At 63.3% G+C, this 18,528-nt stretch carries 15 protein-coding genes; 13 read left to right on the top strand and 2 right to left on the bottom strand.

Annotated features, from left to right (window positions below):
• From QM841_RS32155 to QM841_RS32130, 6 genes are all read left to right on the top strand, one after another.
• The coding region (locus QM841_RS32155; RefSeq protein WP_283335084.1) for a transposase at window positions 1-484 on the top strand (484 nt) is incomplete at its 5' end.
• Between the two features lie 1,109 nt (window positions 485-1,593).
• Window positions 1,594-2,592 (top strand): NAD(P)H-binding protein, encoded by a 999-nt coding sequence (locus QM841_RS32150; RefSeq protein ID WP_206031602.1) that lies wholly within the window; start codon window positions 1,594-1,596, stop codon window positions 2,590-2,592.
• A 64-nt stretch (window positions 2,593-2,656) separates the two neighbouring features.
• Entirely contained in the window at window positions 2,657-4,027 is a 1,371-nt protein-coding gene (locus tag QM841_RS32145; protein ID WP_283335083.1) for a hypothetical protein, read from the top strand.
• Window positions 4,028-4,109: 82 nt separating this feature from the next.
• Window positions 4,110-4,982 carry a formyltetrahydrofolate deformylase gene (gene purU, locus QM841_RS32140; protein WP_095869994.1) on the top strand — a complete coding sequence of 291 codons (873 nt, stop codon included), beginning with the start codon at window positions 4,110-4,112 and terminating at the stop codon, window positions 4,980-4,982.
• 34 nt (window positions 4,983-5,016) lie between these two features.
• The gene (locus QM841_RS32135; protein WP_095869818.1) at window positions 5,017-5,859 is read left to right on the top strand and encodes a bifunctional 5,10-methylenetetrahydrofolate dehydrogenase/5,10-methenyltetrahydrofolate cyclohydrolase; all 843 of its coding nucleotides are present in this window, start codon (window positions 5,017-5,019) and stop codon (window positions 5,857-5,859) included.
• Between the two features lie 360 nt (window positions 5,860-6,219).
• On the top strand, window positions 6,220-9,498 hold the full coding sequence (locus QM841_RS32130; protein ID WP_283335082.1) for a protein kinase domain-containing protein: 3,279 nt from the start codon (window positions 6,220-6,222) through the stop codon (window positions 9,496-9,498).
• A 442-nt stretch (window positions 9,499-9,940) separates the two neighbouring features.
• Here QM841_RS32130 and QM841_RS32125 read toward each other — a convergent pair whose 3' ends face one another.
• On the bottom strand, window positions 9,941-11,275 hold the full coding sequence (locus QM841_RS32125) for an MFS transporter (protein ID WP_240960385.1): 1,335 nt from the start codon (window positions 11,273-11,275) through the stop codon (window positions 9,941-9,943).
• 237 nt (window positions 11,276-11,512) lie between these two features.
• Window positions 11,513-12,454 (bottom strand): NAD(P)H-binding protein, encoded by a 942-nt coding sequence (locus QM841_RS32120; protein ID WP_095869821.1) that lies wholly within the window; start codon window positions 12,452-12,454, stop codon window positions 11,513-11,515.
• Between the two features lie 288 nt (window positions 12,455-12,742).
• Here QM841_RS32120 and QM841_RS32115 point away from each other — a divergent pair, with 288 nt between their 5' ends.
• From QM841_RS32115 to QM841_RS32085, 7 genes are all read left to right on the top strand, one after another.
• Window positions 12,743-13,942 carry an acyl-CoA dehydrogenase family protein gene (locus tag QM841_RS32115; protein WP_283335081.1) on the top strand — a complete coding sequence of 400 codons (1,200 nt, stop codon included), beginning with the start codon at window positions 12,743-12,745 and terminating at the stop codon, window positions 13,940-13,942.
• 70 nt (window positions 13,943-14,012) lie between these two features.
• Window positions 14,013-14,480 (top strand): flavin reductase family protein, encoded by a 468-nt coding sequence (locus tag QM841_RS32110; RefSeq protein ID WP_240960373.1) that lies wholly within the window; start codon window positions 14,013-14,015, stop codon window positions 14,478-14,480.
• On the top strand, window positions 14,477-14,761 hold the full coding sequence (locus QM841_RS32105) for an antibiotic biosynthesis monooxygenase family protein (protein WP_095869824.1): 285 nt from the start codon (window positions 14,477-14,479) through the stop codon (window positions 14,759-14,761). The genes QM841_RS32110 and QM841_RS32105 overlap by 4 nt, the downstream gene beginning before the upstream one ends.
• Before the next feature lie 185 nt (window positions 14,762-14,946).
• Window positions 14,947-15,138 (top strand): ferredoxin, encoded by a 192-nt coding sequence (locus QM841_RS32100; RefSeq protein WP_095869825.1) that lies wholly within the window; start codon window positions 14,947-14,949, stop codon window positions 15,136-15,138.
• Window positions 15,135-16,331 carry a cytochrome P450 gene (locus QM841_RS32095; protein ID WP_095869826.1) on the top strand — a complete coding sequence of 399 codons (1,197 nt, stop codon included), beginning with the start codon at window positions 15,135-15,137 and terminating at the stop codon, window positions 16,329-16,331. Before QM841_RS32100 ends, QM841_RS32095 begins: the two co-directional genes overlap by 4 nt.
• Window positions 16,328-17,719 carry an MmgE/PrpD family protein gene (locus QM841_RS32090; protein WP_283335080.1) on the top strand — a complete coding sequence of 464 codons (1,392 nt, stop codon included), beginning with the start codon at window positions 16,328-16,330 and terminating at the stop codon, window positions 17,717-17,719. The genes QM841_RS32095 and QM841_RS32090 overlap by 4 nt, the downstream gene beginning before the upstream one ends.
• On the top strand, window positions 17,716-18,528 hold the full coding sequence (locus tag QM841_RS32085) for an HTD2 family dehydratase (RefSeq protein ID WP_283335079.1): 813 nt from the start codon (window positions 17,716-17,718) through the stop codon (window positions 18,526-18,528). Before QM841_RS32090 ends, QM841_RS32085 begins: the two co-directional genes overlap by 4 nt.

Below are 18,528 nucleotides of genomic sequence, written 5' to 3'. Positions count from 1 at the left end.
GCTGGTGGTGCGCCGCATCCCCGACCTGCGACCGCCCAAGGACCAGGGCCAGGGCCAGGGCACGTTGTTCGACATCTGGCGGTTCCACGCCTTCTTCACCACCACCGACCCCGACGACCTCGATACCGTCGCCGCCGACAAAACCCACCGTCAGCACGCGATCGTCGAGCAGGTGCATGCGGACCTGAAGAACTCCGCACTCGCGCATCTCCCGTCGAACTCGTTTTCGGCGAACGCCGCCTGGCTGGTCTGCGCGGTGATGGCGTTCAATGTCACCCGTGCTGCCGGCACCCTCACGGCTGACCCGAAGCTGACGAAAGCGACCACCGGCACCCTCCGGCGCACCATCGTCTCGGTCCCCGCGCGCATCGCGTGTTCGGCCCGACGGTTGACGCTGCACCTGCCGACCGACTGGCCGTGGGAAACAGCGTGGAACAACTTGTTTGACAGCACCTTCGGTCGAAATCAGTCGATCATCACCTAACACCGGTCACACATGCCCACCCTCGATGCGAAAGACTCAGTGGAACAACCCGACACACCAGGTCGGACGATCACCCACGCCCACACCCCACCCGCTGCCACACAACGGAATTCACAGCGACAACATCAACGAATCGGTGCATTCGGGTTTATACAGGTCGGTCTCCCTGAGTAGACCTTCGAGGCTGGCGTAGATGTCTTGCCGCACGTCACACGGTCCGTATCGATTGGATCCACTCGCCTCCCATGACCCAATCCCGAGCTGAACACGGCGCGGTGCCCCCACCTGCGAGATCGAATCGCGGTGGCGGTTACCCGGAGATCCGTATCAGGATTTGAATGGCATGGAGCCGCAGAATCCCATGCTTGCGGGCATAGCACGGCACGTTGCCTTGGCCGTAGGTTGTGCGGAAAGGCTCCGCTGCGTCGTGAGTTCGGAGAGTTCGAGGAGGCTGATCGGTCAAGGAGACGGTCATTTCTCTGAGCGCATATGCCTCGCACGGAGCGGATAGCTGTTCGGGGTGTCTGCCCCACATACGCTATGCAAATGTCCTCCTATGCGAGGCGAGGTGCAGATACCAACGCGACGACGGTGTCGGGCACATCCACGATCGGATGCCGATGGGCGTGGACCCGGGAAACTGGCCCTCTGGCTCGACCTAACCAACACCGACGTCGACTACGCCTAGCCCGCTCCGTGATGGCGCCCGGCACCCGGAAGCCTTGGCCACCTGACCGGTGTCCAAGACCGTCAACAACGTCCGGATCGATGGCAAAGACCTCGTGAAGCCGACCGCAAGCCGAGGACGACATGGTAACCACGGTGTGACCCTCGTGGAGTCTCGGCGGAGACCCACTTCGGAACCGCCAGGCGCCGTCGAAGAGGCTGACGATGGCACGGTGCCACAGAAGGGGAAATGCCGTCTCACCTCGACCGGATACGACCCACCTTGCGTGGCGTCCCCGGATCAGTGCCTGAGGCGGCCCTGGACGCCCGCGGTTCTGCGGTCTCGATCATGCATCTCACACATGGTTCGCTAGAACTTCGTGCTATTGCCCACGTCACTCCCAGCAACGAAGCTTGCAACGTGCGTCGCTCGACTCCGGCTCATGCTGACCCCGTCAAGCCGCACCGCATGGACAAAGATTCGTGATCTACAACCGGAGGAAGATGTGACCCAAATTGTCATCAGTGGAGCCTCGGGCGATTTGGCTCGCCGCGTGACGCAAGGTCTCCTCGAAAGAGCTCCTCTGTGCAACCTGACACTTGTGACTCGATCGCCCGAGGCAATCGAAGCAGGCGGCCCGAACGTCAGCGTGCGGAAGGGCGATTACGAGAAGCCCGAGCTATTGGACGAGGCGTACCACGGCGGAGACATCCTGTTTCTCATCAGTGGGCTCAATCTCGGGCGGCGGACAACCGAACACCGTAATGCGATCCGCGCCGCAGAGAAGGCGGGGATACGCCACATCGTCTACACATCGGTCGGCGGAGTACAACCCGGCAACCCGGCGCTCTCAGCCATCGACCATTACCAGACCGAGCTCGATCTCCGAGCGAGCGGACTGTCGTACACGATCCTGCGCAACGCGCTCTACGCGGAGATCGTCAGTGCGATCTGGCTGGCACCTGCCGCACGCGACGGCGTACTCGAAATGGCCACCGGCCACGGTTCCTTAGCGCCCGTCTCCAAGGTGGACGTCGCGCGCTGTGCGACCGCAATCCTCGCCGACCCCGCCGACCACGATGGCGCTGTCTACGAGATCACCGGTCCTGAACTGTTGAGCATGGACGACATTGTCCGACTTGGTTCCGAGGTCTTCGGCACAGAGATCGCCTACAAGCCGGTATCGGAGGAGGAACGGCTGCAGTTCTTCGACTCGGTCGGTCTCCCGCGGACGTACGACCCGAACATGCCCCCCAGCGCCGAAGGCCACATGTGGGCCAGCGACGAGCTGGTGTCGGCCGATCTGGCGGTGGCCCAGGGCTACCAAGCACTGCTGTCCGGACATGTCGAGCAGATCACGGGGGAGGCGCCCGCGCCGTTGCGATCCGTCCTCGAAAAGGTAAAGGACACCCCGTACGACCGAATCGGTTCGGCGTCCTGACCGCTCGCACCCCGAGCGGAACCACATATCACGTCAGTGCGATCAGAAAGAGAGTAATAGCGCCATGAGTGTCGACCATGCGGTCCAGCAAGGCCCCGGAGCAGCGTCCGTCGGTGACGTTCCTTCCTACCCCGACGTGCCGACCTACCTGAACATCCTAGGTAGCCTCCATATCTGGGAAGGCGACGGGTGGAAGAAAGAATCGATGTCGTGGAAAACCGGCGCGTACATCGCGTCGAATCTCAGCGGCATCCCCGAGTTCACCTTCAGTGGACCCAACGCGCGGGCCTTGCTCTCACGGCTCAGTATTAACAACGTCGACAAATGGCCCATCGGCAAGTCCAAGCACCTCGTCATGCTCGACGAAAACGGATACATCGCCAATCACGGTCTCACAGTGCGCGACAGCGAGGACTCGTATCGCCATTTCGCGGCGATGCCCTGGGCCCTCTTCAAGGCCCCGTCGCTGGGACTAGACGTAGAAATCGGTATGCGGGACATCTTCATCTTTCAGGTGGCGGGCCCGAAGTCGCTGCAGATACTCGAACGCCTCACGGGTGAATCGTTGCGCTCCTTGCAATTCCTGGGCATTCGGCGAATCCAGGTACCCGGAATCGATGCCACGGTGGAAATCGAACTGTCGCGAATCGGGATGTCGGGGACCCTCGCTTACGAGGTGCGTGGCCCCCTCGAACACGGACCAGCGGTGTTCGACGCCGTGTACCGGGCGGGCGAGGATTTCGACATCACGCGCCTGGGATGGCGGACTTACGTCGTGAATCACACCGAGGGTGGCTTCCCTCAGCAGGGTTGTACCTTCCTCCCTGCTGCTTTCGCCGACCCGGAATTCGTCTCTCATCCCCTCTTCGGAGCTGCTCTGCCGCCCAAGCAGGTGAGCGGCCAATTGAGTGGGAGCGCAAATCCCACCGACATCACGGCGCGACTCCGCACCCCCTTCGAAGTCAACTGGGGCTGGATGGCGAAGTTCGACCACGACTTCCTGGGCCGGGAAGCCCTCGAGGCGGAGGCTGCCGCACCGCGCCGCAAGACGGTGGTCCTCAGGTGGAACAAGGAAGACGTACTCGACGTGTTCGCGTCGCAGTTCGAGCCCGGGGAGGAATACCGGCACTTCGAGTTCCCGACGACGCCGCAATCACCAGCGGGCGACCATGCGGACATCGTCACCAAGGACGGCAAGCAGGTGGGTATATCATCGCTGGCCGTCTACTCCTACTACTTCCGCGAGATGATCTCCCATTCCACCATCGACATTGAACTCGCCGAGATCGGCACTGAAGTCGTCCTGCACTGGGGCAACCACGGCGAACGAATCAAGCAGATTCGCGCGACGGTGGAGCGGTTCCCCTACCTCGACCTCCCGGCGAACAAGGATGTCGATCTGGAGTCGTTTCCGTCAGGAGTCGTCGCGCACTGAGTGCATGACCGACTCCGACCTACTCGTCCCGTCACACGATCCTGGCGGCGACGACCACTTCACACGAAAGGACAACAGCACGATGTCACGAACCAGTCGCGACGTGGTCGACCTCGGCACTTTGATCGTGCAAGGCGACGACCGTCAGGGAATCGTCGCGGCGGTCTCGTCCTTGCTCGCGAAATACGGCGCGAACATTGTCTCACTGGACCAGCACTCGACCGACCCTGCCGGCGGCAGATTCTTCCAACGCACGACGTTCCACTTGGAGGACCTACCGGCACAGATTCCGTCCCTGTCCGACGAACTCGACAACGTTCTAGGCATGTTGGGACAGTCGTACAGGTTGACTGAAGCTCGCAAGCCGAAGCGCGTCGCCATCATGGTGTCCAAAACGGATCATTGCCTCCTCGACCTCCTATGGCGGCAGCGTCGTGGCGAAATCCACATGAACGTGGGGATGGTCATCGCGAACCATCCCGATCTCGGGGACGACGTTCGCGGATTCGGCATTCCGTTCATCCACATCCCCGTAAACCGGGCGTCACGGGCACAGGCGGAGGCGGAGCAGTTGAAGCTTCTCACCGACAACGTCGATCTCGTTGTCCTCGCTCGCTACATGCAGATTCTGTCCGGTGATTTCTTACAACAGGTGGGAGTGCCGGTAATCAACATTCATCACTCATTCCTGCCCGCTTTCATCGGTGCGGGGCCGTATCAGAAGGCGAAAGATCGAGGCGTCAAACTGATCGGCGCCACGGCCCACTACGTGACCGAGGACCTCGACGAAGGGCCGATCATCGAGCAGGACGTCGTGCGGGTCTCGCACGTGGAGACTGCAGCTGAGCTGCAACGAAGAGGTGCGGACGTTGAGCGCCAGGTGCTTTCTCGCGCCGTTGCCTGGCACTGCGAGGACCGGGTAATCAGAGACGGGAACCAGACCGTTGTCTTCTGATTCTCGTCTAACCACGGTAGGAGAGGGAGTCGGCATGTCGGCCCGATTGCTGAACGGCCGCGAGGTGTCGCGAGTCATGCGCGAAAAGCTTGGGACCCAGGCACAGCAATACTCGAGGGACTTCGGTCGGCGCCCGGTTCTGGCGACGGTACTGGTCGGCGACGACCCCGCCTCGCACACCTACGTGCGTATGAAAGCCGCTGCCTGCACCGAGGTCGGTATCGAATCGCGCCGAGTGCATCTCGACGCGGGGTTGAGCACGAATGCTGTCTGCGCGGAAGTTCGGGCGCTGTCTGAAGACCCCAATGTAGATGGGATTCTTCTGCAGCACCCGGTGCCACCCGGAGTGGACGAACGCGCTGCGTTCGACGCCATCGATCCGGCGAAGGATGTCGACGGTGTCACCCGAGACTCGTTCGCGGCCATGGCATTGGGAACCGCGGGCTTCGAATCCGCAACCCCCGGCGGCATCATGAGATTGCTCGATTCGTACGCCATTGCACTCAGTGGGCGGCACGCAGTCGTGATAGGTCGCAGCCCGATCCTCGGCAGACCGATGGGAATGCTTCTGCTGGCTCGTGACGCGACGGTAACCTACTGTCACTCACGCACTGCGGATCTGAGCTCCCACGTCGAGTCGGCCGACCTAGTCGTGGCGGCGGTGGGGTCCCCCGGACTGGTCCGAGGCGAGTGGATCAAACCCGGTGCTGTCGTGATCGACGCAGGCTACGCGGACAACAAAGGTGACGTCGACTTCGACTCGGCGTCTCGCAAGGCGTCATACATCACGCCTGTGCCAGGGGGCGTCGGCCCGATGACCATCACCACGCTGTTGGAGCAGACAGTCCGCGCCGCGCGAGAGCGCTCCATGAGCTGATCGATTTGTCCGGGTGTTCTCGTGCAGCGAGACGACTGCCGGAACGGAAATCCTCGTTCTTGCGCCGACCTGTACGCGCCTTGCCGATTCTGGTTGTCGTCGTCGTTGTCATGCGGCAGCGCGAGAACCGCCCACTGCAAAACGCTGTCCACGTCAGTGCGGTACTGGTCGGCTTGTTCAAGAATCGAGGTCATCGCTTACTCAGGCCAATCCGGCGCCGGCGCGTTCCGAACGGGACCACACAACTGAGATGGACGCCTCGGCTCGTGGGATCGGCGATATCCTGGGGGAACATCGTCGAGAGGTGAGCAATGTGGCGTTCGTTGGCCGTGCCTCGAGCGGGATGAATCGATGTAATCGATGACTGATGTCGATCCGTTCGCGACGCAGCGCGACGTGGCCGGTTCGGTCACGGCGGAGCTGGCTGCTGCCGGATTCGAGGACGCCCAAGAGATCGGCAGCGGAGGGTTCGGCGTCGTCTACCGCTGCACGCAGGCTGCGCTCGACCGCACCGTAGCGGTGAAGGTCCTCACCGTGGACCTCGACGAGGAGAATCAGGCACGGTTCCTGCGCGAACAGCGCGCGGCAGGAAGGTTGACCGGACACCCCAATATCGTCAACGTTCTCCACGCCGGTGTGACCGACAACGGTCGCCCCTTCATAGTGATGCCGTACTACCCCCAGGATTCTCTCGATGCGCAAATCCGACGTCGCGGACCGCTTCCACTGGACGAAGCGCTGCGGCTCGGAGTGAAAGTAGCGGGCGCCCTGGAGACCGCGCACCAACTGGGAATCCTTCATCGCGATGTCAAGCCCGGGAACATCCTGTTCACCGACTACGGTGAGCCGGCGCTGGCAGATTTTGGGATCGCCCACATCTCTGGCGGGTTCGAGACCACTGCGGGCATCGTGACGGGTTCACCGGCGTTCACCGCCCCCGAGGTCGTGGCCGGCCAACCAGCCAGTCCAGCCGCCGACGTCTACGGTCTCGGTGCGACACTGTTCGCCGCGATGACCGGGCACGCAGCGTTCGAGCGCCGGAGCGGAGAGCAATTGGTCGCCCAGTTTCTCAGGATCACCACAGAACCCGTCCCGGATCCCTGCGAGCACGGCGTTCCGCACGATGTCGGTGCGATTATTGAAGTTGCCATGTCCGCAGACCCGGGGCGTCGTCCGTCCGTCGCGGAACTGGGTCAGCAACTCGAGACTTCCCAGCTTCACCACGGGTTCGCGGTCGACAAAATGGCCCTTCGCACCGAAACGGGAGTGACACGAGAACATGAAAGTAGCCCGCCGATACGCACACATTTACCCGCGGCAACAGATACGTTAGCCGGACGCCGGGGGTCCCCCACAGGTCGTCTGCCCCTGGAGTTGACCAGCTTCGTTGACCGCCGCACCGAACTAGCAGAGGCGAAGAACGCGCTGTCGACCTCGCGACTGGTGACGTTGACTGGGATCGGTGGGGTCGGCAAGACCCGGCTGGCGTTGCGGGTCGCCACCAAACTGCAGCCCGATTTCCCTGACGGTGCGTGCCTGGTCGAGCTAGGTGAGCTTCGTGACGAGTCACTGTTGGTGGGCATGGTGGCGAGTGCGTTGGGACTACGCGACCAGTCGACGAAACCAATACACGAGGTACTCGTCGACTTCCTCGTCCCCCGCAAACTGCTACTGATACTGGACAACTGCGAGCAGATTGTGGATGCGGTGGCCGAGCTCACCGAAACCCTGCTACGCAGCTGTCCCGAGCTTCGGATCCTCGCGACCAGCCGTGAAGCACTCGACATCGGCGGGGAAGTGGCGCAGCTGATCCCGCCGCTGCCTGTACCGGATCCCGATCACCTGCCCAGAGGGCTGCCCCGCAATGACGCGGTAACGTTGTTCGCCGAACGGGGAGCCGCCGCCGTCCCGGGGTTCGCAGTCACCGAGGCCAACAAGGTCACCATTGCCCGGATCTGCCGGCGCCTGGACGGGTTGCCCCTAGCGATCGAATTGGCTGCGGCCCGGATGCGGGTGATGACGCCCGAGCAGATCGAGCAGCGGCTGACAGACCGTCTCGCGCTGCTAACGCGCGGCAGCCGGAACTTACCTTCACGGCAGCAGGCGTTACGAATGTGCATCGACTGGAGCCACGGATTGTGTAGGCCGGTCGAGCAACGGGTGTGGGCTCAGCTGTCAGTGTTCGCCGGCAGCTTCGAAATTGATGCTGCAGAACAGGTGTGCGGCGGTACCCTGACATCGGAGGCGCTACTCGATACCGTGACCGGCCTGGTCGACAAGTCGATTGTGACCCGGGTGGAGTCGGGCGACACGGTACGGTTCCGGATGCTCGATACCGTGCGCGACTACGGCCGCGAAAAGGCGCACGAGACCGGTCAATATCCCGAACTCTCCCGCCGACACCGAGATTGGTACGAGCAGTTGGTGATCAAAGCTGAAGGTGACTGGATCAGTCCCCGACAACTCGCGTGGATCAACAGACTCGCGCTGGAGCAGCCGAATCTGCGAGAGGCGCTTGAATTTTCGGCGTCCGATAGTCCCGAAGCCGGAATTCGCATCGCAGCCGCGCTCTACCACTACTGGTATACCCGGGGGTTGTTCAGCGAGGGGCGGCGCTGGCTCGAGCGCCTCCTCGCCTGTCAGACCGGCGCACTTACCCGAGACAGGGCCAAGGCGTTCTTTGCGTGCAGCCTCCTGGCCGGCGTGCAGGGCGATCTTCGCGCCCAGGCCGCCTTGGTAGAGGAGTGTCGCACTCTCGCCAGCCAGACGACCAACCCGATGCTACACGCTCACCTCGATCTGGCCGCGGGGGCCTTAGCACTGTTCAGTGGGGATCTTCCCGGCGCACGCTCGCATTTCGAGAATGCCATCGAGGCGGAAGCCACACAGGGAGACCTCACCTTCCAAGTCATTGCTCTCGGCCCCCTTGGAACGACTTACGCACTACTGGGCGATACGGAGCGGGCCATCGAATGCTACGAGCGCCTCCTCGCGATCACCGAGTCGCGGGGAGAATTCGTGTATCGGTCGTATGCAATGTGGGCGTTGGCTGTTGCGGTTTGGCGGCACAATGACCGCGCGCGAGCGGTACGGCTACTCGAGCAGGCACTGCAACTCGGTCGGAAAGTTAAAGACTGGTTGAGCACCAGCTGGTGTCTGCAAGCGCTGGCATGGATCGCAGCCGAGGAACACAACCCCCGCCGTGCGGCCGTATTGTTGGGAGCCGCAGAGCAGCTGAGCCGATCGGTGGGAAGTCCAACAGTGGTGGTATCCGCCCTGGTGGTCTACCAGGAGGAGTGCGAAAAGCAGACCCGCCAGGCGATGAGCGGGCAGGCGTTCGCCACGGCCCACGAGCGCGGTGGGGCACTCGGTTTCGACGCTGCCGTCGCCTACGCGCTGGGCGAGCAGGTTCCGCCGACATCGATATCCGCTCCTAGCTCGACGAAACTGACGAAGCGGGAACATGAGGTCGCCGAATTGGTCGCCGAAGGGTTGACCAACAAGGAAATCGCTGCTCGCCTTGTCATCTCGCCACGCACCGCGCAGGGGCATGTCGAACACATCCTGACCAAGCTGGGATTCGGCTCACGCGCACAGATCGCGGCATGGGTCGTCGAATCGCACAATAGGCCCTCCTGAACCACCGACCGACACTGGACTGCTGAATGCCGGCCTGGCGTACAGACAAGATCGACGATGCCGCGGTCGAACGCGCTTGTCGCGTAGCGCAGATGAATCGGCTACAACACCGCACGTCCTCCTGTGTCAAGCCCCTAGATCGGAATCCGCGGTGTCATTGGGGTTGGTGGCACCAATTACCTCACTGGCTCTCTCGGCACCGAGCACATAACGTACGGGCTAGAGTCTGGTCCTGGATTGTTGGTCGTGCTCGGGCATGTGGTGACATGGGGATACGCGCATTCGAATCGCGGCCTCCGGTTCCCACTTCCACGCTCGTATGAGGAGGAGCGGCACGTGACTGCGATAGTGCTCGCGGGACCGGGTAGCGCCAGACAACGCGAAGGGCACGCTCTCGGCCGACCGCGGAGTGCCTGCCCTTCGTCCGTATGTGTCGCGTAGGTCAGTGCTGGTATGTCGCCAGGTCTCGGTCCTTGCTCTCCTTCGTCAGGACAATGAACACTGAACTGACCACGGCGAGCGCGATCATGTAAGCCGCCACCAGGCCTGTGCTGCCGTCCGTAGCAGCCTGCAACGACACGAGGATTACGGGGGTGAAACCCGCGCCGAGGAGCGTGGCTGCCTGGTAGCCGAGAGAGGCACCCGTGTACCGAGCGGATGTGCCGAACTGTTCGGCGATGTACGCAGCCATCGGCCCGAAAGTCGCCGACTGGAACACGCTGAAGCCCAACACGAAAGCGAGTGCTACCAGTACCACGTTCCCGGAGGACAGCATGGACAGGATGGGGACGACGAACACCGCGAACCCGGCGAGGCCGGCCAACATGACCGGCCGACGGCCGATTCTGTCCGAGAGGCGCGCGAATCCCAGCAGTGCGAAGATGGCGATGAATTGGCAGATCGCGAAACCGATGAGGACGTCCGACCGTGTAGCACCCGACCTCGTGGCATAGCCGATGGCGAATGTCGCGAACATGATCTGTATCGCGACGCTGGCCATGCATCCCCCGGCCACGAGGACGACGTTCTTCGGACGGCGCAGGATGCTCATGAGCGGCGGCGGCGTGACCGGGACAGTGGCGGAATCGCGCTCTGTGCGCCGCGCCAAAGCCTCTTTGAAGACTGGGCTCTCCGAAACTCGACTTCTGATGAAGAGACCGAGCGCGAGGAGGACAGCGGAGAGTAGGAACGGGATGCGCCAGCCCCACAGCAGGAAGTCCTCCTCGGGCAGCACGGCCACGATCGCGAGTGCGATGGTGCCCAGCAAGGAACCGGTGGGTGCTCCCGCGTTGGTGAATGCCGCGGCGAATCCGCGTCCGCGTCCACCGACGTGTTCCAGCGACATCAGTGTGGCGCCGCCCCACTCGCCTCCGATGGCGATGCCTTGGCTCACGCGTAGCAGGACGAGAATGATCGCGGCCCAAGAGCCGATGGCTGACGCAGGAGGAACGAGCCCGATCAGGAACGACGCGCTGCCCATCACCGTCATCGAGACGAGCAACATGGACTTTCGGCCATATCGGTCCCCGAAGTGACCGAAAATTATGCCGCCGAGCGGGCGCGCGAGGTATCCGGCGGCGAACGTCCCCAGGGATGCGATGGTGCCGGCTACAGGCGTGAGATCGGAGAAGAAGACGGGCGCGAACACGATCGCCGCAGCAGTCGCGTAAAGCAGGAAGTCGTAGTACTCGATGGTGCTGCCGAGGTAACTCGACAGCACCACTCGTCGAATCTCCTTCTTCTTCGTGTCGGCGTCGGTGACGAGCGGCGGGTCCATGCTGGGAGTTGGTCGTAGTGGGGTCGGATCGACGGGTGAGCTCATGGTGCCTTCCTTGTGGGGAGTTCGAGGGCGCGCGCTGCTGCGTAGTGATCGCTCGAACCGGAGGCAACGGCGGCGGGAGACAGTCGCGGGCCGCGGTGCGCCGGCCGCCCCCGCCCGGCTCGGATGCTGCCGCCGGGCGAGCCGAAGGTGACGGACATCTGGTGAGAGAAAGTGGTGCCGAGACCCGTGTTTTCAGGAGATGGCGGCGTCGATCTTGTCGTAGCGGACCTCACGCACCCGCTCCATTACGGAACGGAGCGGCTCTGGGGCACGCCCGGTGATTTGCTTTACGTGATGGCTCAGAAGAGCCTGGTAGCCCTGTGCGACAGCCACTTCGGCGGAGACAAGTTCGTCGCTGGCCCATAGGTGCCCGTCCGGGCTAGGGGGCATGTTCGGATCGTAGGTGCGGGGAATCCCGATCGAGTCGAAGAATGCCAGCCGGTCGCGTTCGGTGATCGGTTGATACTCGATCGGTGTCGAGTGGATCTGCGCGCCGAGGGCTGCGATCTGATGAAAGTCCAGCAATTCCGGGCCTGTGATTTCGTAGACCGCGCCGACGTGGCGGGCGGGGTCCATGAGACAGGCGGCAGCGCTACGCGCGACGTCGCCCTTCGCAACGGGAGCCAGAAGCCCATCCCCGGTTGCCTGGGCCAAGATTCCTGACGGCACGGCGGGTGCCACCAGGATGTTGCTGACGATCTCCGCGTAGAGGGCGTTCCGCAGAATGGTGTACTTGAGCCCCGACGCGCGGAGATCCAACTCCGTCTGATGGTGGTCGATAGCGGACAGCGCAGGATTGCCCGGCTGCACACCGCCGACCGAGGTATAGACGATGTGACCGACGCCTGCCTTTTGAGCTGCTTCGATCGCGCCGCGATGCTCGGAAATTCGACGTCCGAGGTTGAGGCCGCTGATGAGGAAGAGTGTGTCGCCGCCTACGTAGGCTTCCTGGACAGAGGCTGGGTGCTGGTAGTCGCTATGCCGGATCTGCACAGTGTCGGAAGCGAGGCCAGCCAGTTTCTCCGGTGTGCGGGTGGTGAGGATCAGCTCCCGGTGCGGATCGGCTGCGAGCAATAGGCCCGTTACCCTCCGGCCTAGGTCACCCGATGCTCCGCTGATGATAATTCGACTCATGTGCACTCCTCGTATGCACGGCCCTGATCCGCTGGGCCGCCTTCGCTCAAACTGGTTGTGATGCAAGCTACATCGGACCACCGTCTGTGGCGTGGGTCCACATCCAAAATTGTCGTCGTTGTCATGCGCGGTGAGTATCGACCGCAGCCGATGTGTTTGGCGTATGAGGTCCGCAAACTTTGTGCCATTGCGACGAGGCGGTCGGCATCACATGCTGGTGTGGTCCGACGTGATCGCAGTCACTAGCAGCAGCCTGATCGCGTCCTACCGAGTGAAGAGAGACATAACATGGCACAGCTCGCCAGCACGGAACTGCCGGATCGCGACAAGATCCAGGTCTCGGATGCCGACCTCGTCGCCCGGGCTGCGGCCCTCGTCCCGCTCATCCGCGAGTACGCGGAACAGGGAACCAAGGACCGCCACATCGCACCCGAGGTGATCGACGCAATCTCGGAGGCGGGCTTGTTCCATCTCATGGTTCCCACGCGCTGGGGAGGCCAGGGAGCGTCGTTCAAGACTGCGGTCGACGTGACCGCCGAAATCGCCCGCGGTGACGGCTCGACCGGTTGGGTCACCGCACTCATGATGGTGGCGACCGGCTTCGCTAGCACGTTCTCCATGCAGGCGCAGGAAGATGTGTTCGGGGTGAACCCGAACGCGAGGATCTGCGGGATCTTCTCCCCGGGTGACCGCAGCGAGCCCGTCGAAGGGGGCTACCTGATGAGCGGCCGCTGGCCCTACGCCTCGGGCTCCTTCGCCGCCCAGTGGGCCAGCCTGACGATCACGCTGGAGGATGGTGAGCAGGGAATGGCGCTCGTCCCCGCAGAAGCCTTCACCATCGAACCGACGTGGTTCGTCGCCGGCATGCAGAAAACGGGTAGCGACACCGTTGTGGTCAAGGACCACTTTGTCCCGGAGTACCGCGTGCAGCGAGTGAAAGACATGTTCGCGTCGAACTTCCGCTCTCCGTTCACCGAGGAGCGGACGGCATCGATGCCCTTCAACGCCGTTGCCGCCGGCATTCTGGTTGCGCCGCAGATCGGACTGGGACGTCACGCCCTCGAGTTGACACGCGCGAAGCTTCCGCTGAAGCCGGTCGCGTACACGGCCTACCGCCAAGCCAAGGAGTCGCCTACCCACCAGATCGGTGTCGCGAAGGCGGCCACCAAGCTGCGCCTTGCCGAGATGTTGATGGCTGGCATGTGCTCTGACATCGACACCGCCGCCGAAAGCCACCAGCTGCCCAACTTGGAGGTGCTCGCGCGCATCCGCAACGACACAGGCGTGGTGGCGGAGCTGATCAAAGAAGAGATCGACTACCTCCTCACCGCGAACGGTGCCGGCTCGTTCGCCGACGTCAACGTGCTCGGACGGGTGTGGCGCGACAGCGAGACCGCGGCCCGGCACGCACTCGTGACACCCGAGATCGGGCGCGAAGCGTACGGACGTCAGCTCCTCGGAAACGATGATCCGACCATCGGATTGTGAGATGACGATGACCTCCGCCGTCGAAGGGAAGGTGTCCGATGTGCTGAGCCCAGCCGATTACAGACGGGTCATGAGTCACGTCCCAACCAGCGTCTCGATCATCACCGCGATGACCGACGCGGGACCCACCGGAATGACGGTGGGTACCTTCACCTCCGTCTCGCTCGACCCGCCGTTGGTCGCGTTCTACGTGGACCAGGGTTCCACGACCTGGCCGGTGCTGGCTGAAGCCGAGTACTTCGGAATCAACATCTTGAGGTCGGGATGCGGAGATGTGTGTCGGGCGTTCTCGCGACGTGGGCAGGATCGCTTCGCCGGTGTGGTGTGGCAGCCCTCAGATCGGGGAGTGCCCCTCCTTGAGGACGCGATCGTCACCGTGGAGTGCTCGCCGCACCGCGTCGACCGCATCGGTGACCACCTGCAGGTAGTGGGTGAAGTCGAGGATCTCATTCAGCAGGGAATCGACGAGCCGTTGATTTTCCTGCGGGGCGGTTTCGTCGACATGTCGGCAATTGCCGGCCGGTCGGTGGAGGCGTGATCTCCGAGCACCTCGAGATCCAGCTCCGTCCGGGAGCCGGCGGCGATCTCGAGGCAGCTTTCGACGAGATCCGGTCGCTGCTTCTGGCAGCGCCGGGATGCTCGGAGGCAACCTTGTCTCGGAGCGTGGATCGGGACGAGACGTATCTCCTTCGCGCTTTGTGGAACCGCGTGGAGGATCACACCGAGTTGTTCGCCGCGTCCGCTGCCGGAACGCGCGTCCGCGAGTTGATTCAGCCGCTGTGCGCTGCCGTACCACGGGTCACGCACTACGAGCACTGACTCCGCCGCGCCGTCGGGGCGGTCTCGCGTGGCGCCCTGGCATACGCAAAAGCTATGACCGGTCCGCCATATTGATATTTGTCGGATAGCTCATCCGGGTCAAGAATGTGGTGTACGACATACCGACCGCTCCTGCAGCTCAGGCGCAACGGTCGCAGCCATCCCAATCACGAAGGATTCTCGCGATGATCGAGGTCAAAGTAGATTTCGCGCGGTGTGACGCGAACGGCACCTGTGCCGCCCTCATGCCCGATGTGTTCCAGATCGCCGACAACGGCCTACTCGAGCAGGTCGCGACGACCGTGCCGGCCGACCGGGACCAGGATCTCGACGAAGTTATCCTCTGCTGCCCGATGGGGGCGATCTCGCGCGCATGAGCACACTTCACGCTTTCGACCCGTTTGCACCCGACTCGCCCAGCCACACCGGTGGTTCCGCGGACGGCGCGTCGCTCGTACAGGGCGACTACGGATACGCCGTTCTCGACTTCGACCTCGCGACCAAGGTTCTTCGGGACACCCGTTTCATCAATGCCGCCCTGACGTTGATGGAACAGTTCGGCATCACCGACGGGCCCGTCCATGACTTCCGTGCCAAGAGTCTGATCATGGCCGAAGGCCCCCGACACATGCGGCTCCGAACCCCGTTGGCGCGCTTCATGGGTCCCACCACGGTCGAAGACATCCGCGCGGTCCTGCGCGGCATCCTCGAAGACATCGATCCGGGAAAGGACGCCGCCGGACCTGTCGATTTCCACGCGGCCGTCGACCAGAAGATCCCCGCGAGGGTGTACTGCCACTTGGCGGGCGCGCCGGCCGAGGACGCCCCTGTCGTGGCCAGTCTGTCTGCGCGGACACTTGCTCTACTGCAAAGGGATCCGAGTCTTACCGAGTCAATACTCAAGGCCTACGACGAATTGTTCGATTACCTTGGCGACCTGATCGCGCGCAAGCGGCAGGCCGGACTCGGTGACGACATGCTGTCTTTCCTCATTCGTCAGGAGGCCGAAGGAAAACTGACCTCCGAGGAACTGCTCAGCGAAGCGACGGCGATGCTCGAAGCCAGCTCCGTGAACACGGCACACCAGACCGGTCTCGTGGTATGGACGCTGCTCCGTGACAGGGCGGCATGGGCCAGGCTCGTCGAGGATCAGTCGCTGATCCCGGCCGCCGTCGTCGAGGCCTGCAGGTTGTACCCCCGCCCCGGCATCGTCAGCAAGATCGCGTCGGTCGACATCGAGCTCGACGGCACGGTCATTCCCGCCGGGTCCGACGTGCACGTCGCCGTCTGGTCGGCGAACCGCGATCCAGAGCGTTTCGCGCAGCCCAACGCGTTCGACCTCGATCGAGAGCGAAACCAGCCGTTGACGTTCAGCACCGGTCTGCACGGATGCCTGGGTCAGAGCCTGGCGAAGGTCGAGATGGAAGAAGTGGTGCGCTACCTTTTGAACCACTACCCCCATGCCAGAGTCGTGGAGAACGGAACCGACATCGGACACGCCGGCGGCAGGTGGCTGGTCGGATCTCTGGCCGTGGACCTCAATCCCTCAACGACGGCGACGACATCGTGACGAGCGACTCCCCGTCGCTGACCGAGCGGCTCGCGACGTTCTGGGCTCGAACAGGCTACGACGATCTGCCGAAAGACGTCGTCGACGGAATCAAGGACCACATCCTCGATACCTTGGCCGTCGCCCTGGTCGGCACGACAACTCCCGAAGTGAGCGGTGTCGTCGACGCGCTGTCACGCTTCTCGGCCGGCGATGCCGGCAGCCTGGTGTGGGGGACCGCCACACGCCTCACCCCGGCGCACGCAGCCCTGGTCAATGGAACTTCCGCGCACGCCAGAGATTTCGACGACGGAGGCGGGCCCGGTCACGCGGGGTCGACCGTACTGCCCGCGGCGCTCGCGGTGGCCGAAAAAGCAGGGAGTACCGGTCGGCAGGTCATCGCCGCCACGGTCGCCGGTTACGACATCGGGTATCGAACCCTGCAAGCGGTCGGCGGATTCGCAGCACACACAGACCGAGGATGGCATTCGAGCGGTACGATGGGCAGCTTCGCCGCGGCGGCAGCGGCAGCGAAATGCCTCGACGCGGATAAGAATGCCTTCGCCGATGCACTGGGAATCGCCGGATCGTTCACCGGTGGGGTGTGGGCATTCATCGACGACGGTGCCTTGACCAAGCGTCTGCACCCGGGCAAAGCGGGTGAGACGGGTGTCGACGCCGCCGTGCTGGCGACCGGGGGAATCACCGGCCCCCGGCGAATATTCGAAGCGAAGTGGGGCGGCCTCTACGCTGTTATCGCCGGCGGCACCGGCCATACCGATCGGGCGCTGACTGGACTGGGGACGGACTTCAACGTCGCCTCGTCGTACCTCAAGCCCTACGCGTGCTGCCGCGGTTGCCATTCGGCCGTCGACGTGATGAAGGACCTCGTGACGAATCGGGGCCTGACGCCGGAAAACGTTCGCTCCATAGTGATCACTGCAGGTACGACCGCGGTGAACATGCTGTCGGTGTACCCGATCGACACCGTGTTCGACGCCCAATTCAGCCTTCCCTACGCGGTGAGCCTCGCGCTGTGCGCAAGCGCCCTGGGACTCGATGACTACGACCCACCACGGCTGAACGATCCGCGGATCGCCGCGACTTTCGCCAAGGTCTCCATGCGCGTCGACGACGCCATCGAGATCGAGGACGGACCCCGGTTGGACATCGAGTTGACCAACGGCGAAACCCTCGTCGTCGAGGCCGGGAACCCGACGTATGCACGTGGGTCCGCTCAGAACCCGATGACACACGACGAGGTCGTCGCGAAGGCAACGCTCTTGCTCGAACCTCTCGGAGGCGACATCGCCTCCCGGTTGGTGGCCGCCGTCGAGGCACTCGACGACGCACCCAACCTGTCCGAACTGCTGTCCGTTCTCGCCGCCGAAAGGGTGCCGACCCCATGACTTCCCCAGACAAGATCGCACGCACGGAGGTCATCTCGGCCGAACCGGTTGAGGCGATGGCTGCGCTGCTGGACATCGATGTTCCTCATGCGATCGGTGACACGGTGCCACCGATCTGGCATTGGCTCCACCTGCTTCCCCGCGACGCTGAGAGCGACCTCGGTGAGGATGGCCACCCCGTTGTCGGTATCCCCGCGCCTCCCGGCGGTGGACGCCGCCGGATGTTCGGTGGTGGCCGCGTCACCGCCTTCGGCAGTCTACGTATCGGCGAGCCCGCCACGAAGGTGACGTCCATTGCCAAGTCCGTGGACAAGGTGGGACGCACCGGCGCCCTGACGCTCGTCACGGTTCTGCAGGAGATCACGCAGGGCGGTGAACTGATCATCCGCGAGGAGCAGGACATCGTCTACCGCGAGGGAGGGTCGACCCCGCTTCCCACGCCTGCTCCGTCGTCGGCCCAGGTGAACGGCCCCACGCTGTCCCTCGCTGTCGACGAGAAACTGTTGTTCCGTTTCTCGGCACTGACTTACAACACGCACCGCATTCACTACGATCTCGATTGGTGCCGCCGAGAGGGATACGACGGCCTGGTGATCCATGGGCCGTTGCTAGCCTTCATGATGGCCGATCACATGCGTCGACAGGACATCTCGTTGCAGGGCAAAACATTCGGATACCGTTTGGTGTCGCCGATGACCCGCCCGCAGACCTTCACCGTGGTTCCGCACGTCGACGGACTGGAACGCGGTGCCGAAGCACACAGCGCCGCCGGTGTCGTGTGCGCCACCAGTACGGTGACGGGGAGCTGA

The organism is Rhodococcus sp. IEGM 1307, from assembly GCF_030056915.1.
GTDB classification, from domain to species: Bacteria; Actinomycetota; Actinomycetes; order Mycobacteriales; family Mycobacteriaceae; genus Rhodococcus_F; species Rhodococcus_F opacus_D.
The sequence above is the reverse complement of the archived record's forward strand: the minus strand, read 5'-3'. Positions and strand labels throughout refer to the sequence as shown.